The organism is Streptomyces sp. NPDC028298 (genome assembly GCF_055565895.1).
On record NZ_JBVHTL010000005.1, the window covers coordinates 201031 to 207229 of the forward strand.

At 68.9% G+C, this 6199-nt stretch carries 7 protein-coding genes; 3 read left to right on the forward strand and 4 right to left on the reverse strand.

The features are described 5' to 3' along the window. Positions 1-16: 16 nt before the first annotated feature. The 3 genes from rpsR to rpsF all read right to left on the reverse strand — a co-directional run bounded on the left by rpsR (position 17) and on the right by rpsF (position 1266). Positions 17-253, reverse strand: a complete 237-nt coding sequence (gene rpsR, locus ACZ4TO_RS23600) for a 30S ribosomal protein S18 (RefSeq protein ID WP_003949403.1) — start codon at positions 251-253, stop codon at positions 17-19. A gap of 57 nt (positions 254-310) precedes the next feature. Beyond that, on the reverse strand, positions 311-901 hold the full coding sequence (locus ACZ4TO_RS23605) for a single-stranded DNA-binding protein (protein WP_468025141.1): 591 nt from the start codon (positions 899-901) through the stop codon (positions 311-313). 74 nt (positions 902-975) lie between these two features. After that, entirely contained in the window at positions 976-1266 is a 291-nt protein-coding gene (gene rpsF / locus ACZ4TO_RS23610; protein ID WP_037615007.1) for a 30S ribosomal protein S6, read from the reverse strand. A 287-nt stretch (positions 1267-1553) separates the two neighbouring features. Between rpsF and ACZ4TO_RS23615 the strand changes: the two genes are divergently transcribed. The 3 genes from ACZ4TO_RS23615 (at position 1554) to ACZ4TO_RS23625 (ending at position 4340) form a co-directional block, all read left to right on the forward strand. After that, on the forward strand, positions 1554-1865 hold the full coding sequence (locus ACZ4TO_RS23615; protein WP_382783250.1) for a hypothetical protein: 312 nt from the start codon (positions 1554-1556) through the stop codon (positions 1863-1865). A gap of 163 nt (positions 1866-2028) precedes the next feature. Next, the gene (locus ACZ4TO_RS23620) at positions 2029-3150 is read left to right on the forward strand and encodes a lipid II:glycine glycyltransferase FemX (protein WP_382783253.1); all 1122 of its coding nucleotides are present in this window, start codon (positions 2029-2031) and stop codon (positions 3148-3150) included. A 158-nt stretch (positions 3151-3308) separates the two neighbouring features. Beyond that, positions 3309-4340: an alanine racemase gene (locus ACZ4TO_RS23625; protein WP_355760338.1), complete on the forward strand. Its 1032-nt coding sequence runs from the start codon at positions 3309-3311 to the stop codon at positions 4338-4340. Between the two features lie 89 nt (positions 4341-4429). Here ACZ4TO_RS23625 and ACZ4TO_RS23630 read toward each other — a convergent pair whose 3' ends face one another. Continuing rightward, on the reverse strand, positions 4430-5935 hold the full coding sequence (locus ACZ4TO_RS23630) for a glycosyltransferase family 87 protein (protein WP_468025142.1): 1506 nt from the start codon (positions 5933-5935) through the stop codon (positions 4430-4432). Between the last annotated feature and the right edge of the window lie 264 nt (positions 5936-6199).

Genomic DNA, 6199 nt, shown 5'->3' on the forward strand with positions numbered 1-6199 from the left:
GTCGGTCACCCTTCCTTTATCGCGCGGTGGACGTGTAGGGCAGCAGCGCCATCTCACGGCTGTTCTTCACAGCCGTGGCGACGTCACGCTGGTGCTGCGTGCAGTTGCCGGTCACGCGGCGGGCACGGATCTTGCCGCGGTCGGAAATGAACTTCCGCAGCATGTTCGTGTCCTTGTAGTCCACGTACGTGACCTTGTCCTTGCAGAACGCGCAGACCTTCTTCTTCGGCTTGCGCACAGGCGGCTTCGCCATGGTGTATCTCCTGTGTGATCAAGAAGTGGGAGTACGGCCCACCCTCGGCCCTGAGGCCTAGAAGGGGGGCTCGTCCGAGTAGCCGCCGCCGGAGCCGCCGGAGCTTCCGCCCCAGCCGCCACCGCCACCGCCGCCGCCCTGGTTGCCACCGGCGGGAGTGCCGGTCGCCCAGGGGTCTTCGGCCGGAGCGCCGCCGCCCTGCGGAGCGCCGCCGGAGCTTCCGCCCCAGCCACCGCCCTGCTGGCCGCCGCCACCGCCGCCGTAACCGCCCTGACCGCCGCGGCCCGTGGTCTTGGTGACCTTGGCCGTGGCGCTCTTCAGGCTGGCGCCGACTTCCTCTACGTCCAGTTCGTAGACCGTGCGCTTGACGCCCTCACGGTCCTCGTAGGACCGCTGCTTCAACCGGCCCTGCACGATGACGCGCATGCCTCGCTGAAGCGACTCGGCGACGTTCTCCGCCGCCTGACGCCAGACCGAGCAGGTCAGGAACAGGCTCTCGCCGTCCTTCCACTCGTTGGTCTGACGGTCGAAGGTGCGGGGAGTGGACGCGACACGGAACTTCGCGACCGCCGCACCGGAAGGGGTGAAGCGCAGCTCGGGGTCGTCGACAAGATTGCCGACGACCGTGATGACGGTCTCGCCTGCCATGGGGGAACCTCTCGGCGGGTTTGCTGCTGGCTGCTGGTGCTACTCGATGCCCGAGATCAGCTGAGCTGGAGAGCTCAGTGGGTCTCGGGACGGAGGACCTTGGTCCGGAGGACCGACTCGTTCAGGTTCATCTGGCGGTCGAGCTCCTTGACGACCGCAGGCTCGGCCTGCAGGTCGATGACCGAGTAGATGCCCTCGGGCTTCTTCTTGATCTCGTACGAGAGACGACGACGGCCCCAGGTGTCGACCTTTTCGACCTTTCCGGCGCCCTCACGGACGACGGAGAGGAAGTTCTCGATCAGGGGGGCGACAGCGCGCTCCTCCAGATCGGGGTCGAGGATGACCATCACTTCGTAGTGACGCATGTGGAACCCACCTCCTTTGGACTCAGCGGCCACGGTCGTTCCGTGGCAGGAGGGTTGTGATGCGTACGCAACGGTATCGGCCGCCACTGACAATCGGGCCGCCGATCGGTGAACCGAGCGGTGATCCCTGTCGTGACCTGGCCTTGAGCCTGGGCAGACACCGGTGCAGAGGGTACAGACTACCTGCACACCCGCTTCCGGTTGAAATCCGGCCGGGTTGGCGGTCAATCTGTACACATCGGGTGTGTACGGCGCTACGATGCGCCGCCTTCCGCAGGAGGTGCCCTATGGCACAGGCAATGCGTCCCACCACGACCGGCTCACTCTTCGCCACGGACGGCAAGCCGCATCCGCTCCAGGACACCCTGCTCGTGGTGACCCTGGTGTGCGGAGTCCTGGCGTTCGTCACGTCGATGTTCCACAGCCTCCATCTGCTCAGCTCGTGGGCCGGCCTGGTCGGGATCCTCACCGGCGCCTACGGCCAGTTCATCTCCGAGACGACCCGGGAACGCTTCGGGCTGATCGTCGGACTCGGCCTCTCGGGCGTCGGTTTCTACCTCGGCCTGGCCCACGGCGGCCTCTTCGGCGGTGTGATCTGAGTCGAACGTCCGTTTTCCCCTGACCTCGGGAGGCTTCGCACGGCACCCCCGGGGCCCAGGTTCCATACGGCCATTCGGGGCGCTCGCAGGGCGCAGTAGGCTTCGGCGCGAGAGCCGGAGCCCTTGTACCCATGGGGACACACCAGCCCGAGGAGCGCCCCGAATGAGCCTGACCCTGAGGACCATCAGCCGAGAGCAGCATCTGGCATACATCCAGAGCCTGCCCGCGGCCAGCCACATGCAGGTCCCCGCATGGGCGGACGTGAAGGCCGAGTGGCGCTCGGAGAGCCTCGGATGGTTCGACGACAAGACCGGCCAGATGGTCGGCGCGGGCCTGGTGCTCTACCGCCAGCTTCCCAAGATCAAGCGCTACCTCGCCTACCTGCCCGAGGGTCCGGTCATCAACTGGTTCGCCCCGAACCTGGACGACTGGCTCCAGCCGATGCTCGCGCACCTCAAGCACCAGGGCGCCTTCTCCGTGAAGATGGGCCCGCCCGTGATCATCCGGCGCTGGGAGGCCACGTCCATCAAGGGCGGCATCCAGAACCCGGACGTGAAGCGCCTGCGCGACATCGAGGCCGACTTCATCGAGCCGCGCGCCTTCGAGGTCGCCGACAAGCTGCGCCGCATGGGCTGGCAGCAGGGTGAGGACGGCGGCGCCGGCTTCGGCGACGTCCAGCCCCGCTACGTCTTCCAGGTGCCGCTGGCCAATCGTTCCCTCGAAGAGGTCCACAGGAACTTCAACCAGCTCTGGCGCCGCAACATCAAGAAGGCCGAGAAGGCCGGCGTCGAGGTGGTCCAGGGCGGCTACCAGGACCTGGAGGAGTGGCAGCGGCTCTACGAGATCACCGCTATCCGCGACCACTTCCGGCCGCGCCCGCTCTCGTACTTCCAGCGCATGTGGACGGCCCTCAACACCGAGGACCCGAACCGCATGCGGCTGTACTTCGCGCGTCACGACGGTGTGAACCTGTCCGCCGCGACGATGCTCGTCGTGGGCGGCCACGTCTGGTACTCCTACGGCGCCTCGGACAACATCGGCCGTGAGGTCCGCCCCTCGAACGCGATGCAGTGGCGCATGCTGCGCGACGCGTACGCGCTGGGCGCCACGGTCTACGACCTGCGCGGCATCTCCGACTCGCTGGACGAGACGGACCACCTCTTCGGTCTGATCCAGTTCAAGGTGGGCACGGGCGGCGAGGCGGCCGAGTACCTGGGCGAGTGGGACTTCCCGCTCAACAAGCTGCTCCACAAGGCTCTCGACATGTACATGTCGCGCCGCTGAGCCGTCCGGAACCGCTTCCCGGACCGCCGATCCGCCCCGAATCGCATCCCGGGCCGCCCAACCGGCCCGGGACCGCCCCATCCGCCCGGCGAATCAGCGACAATTCCTTTTCATACCTCTGATACACCGCAGCCACGAGAAAGGTTCCGGGACCGGCCATGGCGCTCACGCTCTACGTCGACACCGCGCGCTGGCGGGCACACCACAAGCAGGTGTCCGAGCAGTTCCCGGGGCTCGTCCCCGTCTGCAAGGGCAACGGCTACGGCTTCGGCCACGAACGGCTCGCGGACGAGGCCACCCGCCTGGGCTCGGACATCCTCGCCGTCGGCACCACGTACGAGGCCGCCCGGATCAAGGACTGGTTCGGCGGCGATCTGCTGGTCCTGACGCCGTTCAGGCGCGGCGAGGAGCCCGTACCGCTGCCCGACCGCGTCATCCGCTCCGTGTCGTCCATCGACGGCGTGTACGGCCTCGTGGGCGCCCGCGTCGTCATCGAGGTGATGTCCTCGATGAAGCGGCACGGGGTGAGCGAGGACGACCTGCCGCACCTGCACTCCGCCATCGAGAACGTCCGGCTGGAGGGCTTCGCGATCCACCTGCCGCTGGACCGCACCGACGGCTCGGACGCCGTCGAGGAGGTCATCGGCTGGATGGACCGCCTCCGCGCGGCCCGGCTGCCCCTGCACACGATGTTCGTCAGCCACCTCAAGGCCGAGGAACTCGCACGGCTCCAGCGGCAGTTCCCGCAGACCCACTTCCGCGCCCGCATCGGGACGCGGCTGTGGCTGGGCGACCACGAGGCCACGGAGTACCGCGGAGCCGTCCTGGACGTCACGCGCGTCTCCAAGGGCGACCGCTTCGGCTACCGGCAGCAGAAGGCCGCCTCGGACGGCTGGCTCGTGGTCGTGGCGGGCGGTACGTCGCACGGCGTGGGCCTGGAGGCCCCCAAGGCCCTGCACGGCGTCATGCCGCGCGCCAAGGGCGTCGCACGGGCCGGCCTCGCGACGGTCAACCGGAACCTTTCTCCGTTCGTCTGGGCGGGCAAGCAGCGCTGGTTCGCCGAGCCCCCGCACATGCAGGTCTCGATCCTCTTCGTGCCGCACGACGCCACGGAGCCGAAGGTCGGCGACGAACTGGTGGCCCATCTGCGGCACACCACCACGCAGTTCGACCGCGTCGTCGAACGCTGACCCCGGATCCGGCGCGCTCCGGACCGACGAAAGGCCGTACACGGACACCGTGTACGGCCTTTCGCGTGCTTCCTGCCTGGCTCGTTCGCTCAGAGCGAACGGCCTCCGGATGCCGGGTCCTCGGGCCAGTCACCCTGCGGGACCGCGTCGAAGTGTGCCGCGTGCCGCGGGGGATGCGCGGCCGGGCCGAGGACGAAGACGTCCTCCGCGCCGTCGAGGATCCCGCCTGAGGGGTCGTCGTCGCCGGCACGGCGCACCACGTCGTGCTCCGGCATGAAGATGTCCCGTACGACCACCGCGCACAGGTAGAGCGTCCCCAGCAGATGGACGGCGATGGCGACCTGGTAGCCGTCGGTGGGCAGCCCCTTGTGGGCGTCGCCGCTGGTCGTGTACGCGAGGTACATCCAGATGCCGAGGAAGTACCCGACCTCGCACGCCTGCCAGATCAGGAAGTCACGCCAGCGCGGCCGGGCCAGCACCGCGAGCGGGACCAGCCAGAGCACGTACTGCGGCGAGTAGACCTTGTTCGTGAGGATGAAGGCCGCGACGATCAGGAACGCGAGCTGCGCGAAGCGGGGGCGGCGGGGAGCGGCCAGCGTGAGGGCGCTCAGCCCCGCACAGATGATCACCATCATGACCAGCGCCCAGGCGTTGGCCGTGTCGGGCGTGATCGCGATCTTCATCCACTGCGAGATGAACAGGAACACCGAACCGAAGTCGACGCCGCGGTCGTGGCTGAAGCTGTAGAACTTCGCCCATCCCTCGGGCGCGAGCCACATGACGGGCAGGTTCACCGCCAGCCAGGCGCCCACGGCGCCGAGCAGCGCCGTACCGAACTCACGCCATCTGCCGGCGCGCCAGCACAGCAGGAAGAGCGGCCCGAGGAGCAGGAACGGGTAGAACTTGGCGGCCGTGGCGAGCCCGATCAGGACACCGAACGCCAGGACGCGTCCGCGGGACCACATGAGCATCGCGGCGGCCAGCAGGGCCACGGCGAGGAGATCCCAGTTGATCGTGGCCGTGAGCGCGAACGCGGGCGCCAGGGCGACCATGAGGCCGTCCCAGGGGCGACGGCGGTGGGTACGCGCGGTGCACACGGCGATGACGGCCGCGCACACCATCAGCATCCCCGCGTTGACCATCCAGTAGATCTGTTCCTGGTGCTGGATGCTCCCGCCGCCCGGCGTGAGCCAGGCCGCGACCTCCATGAACACGCCGGTCAGCACCGGGTATTCGAGGTAGTCCATGTCGCCGGGGAGCTTGTCGAAGTACGGCACGAGGCCGTCGGCGAATCCGCGCCCCTGGTAGAGGTGGGGGATGTCCGAGTAGCACGCGTGCGTGTACTGCGAGCTGGCGCCGAAGAACCAGCCGCCGTCGTAGCACGGCATCTTCTGCACCATGCCGAGGGCGAACATGCCGATCATCACCAGCGCGACCACCCGTACGGGCGTCCACCAGGACGTCCCGAGCAGGGCCCGCCGCCCGATGGGGCCGCCGATCAGCTCACTGCCGGCGGCGGCGACCTCGTCATCCCTGGTCGGCCGCACCGGCTCCGGCTCGTGAACGCTCACTCGCGTCGTCTCTGCACCTGGCATGCCGCACATCCTGCCGTACGTGTCTGAGAAGGGAAGCAGGGACGACCCAGGTTCACGTCCCTCGTGGTCGTCCGGTGACCGGGGCGGGCGCTCCGGGCCCGGTAACGGGACCCGGGGCCTGAGGCCTGGGCCCCCGGAAACGGCTTCGGGGGGGGGGGGGGGGGGGGGGGGGGGGGGGGGGGGGGGGGGGGGAGGGGGGATGGGGGGGGGGGGGGGGGGGGCCGGCTTCCCGGCGTGCCCGCCGCGTACCCTGTACCCGTCCAT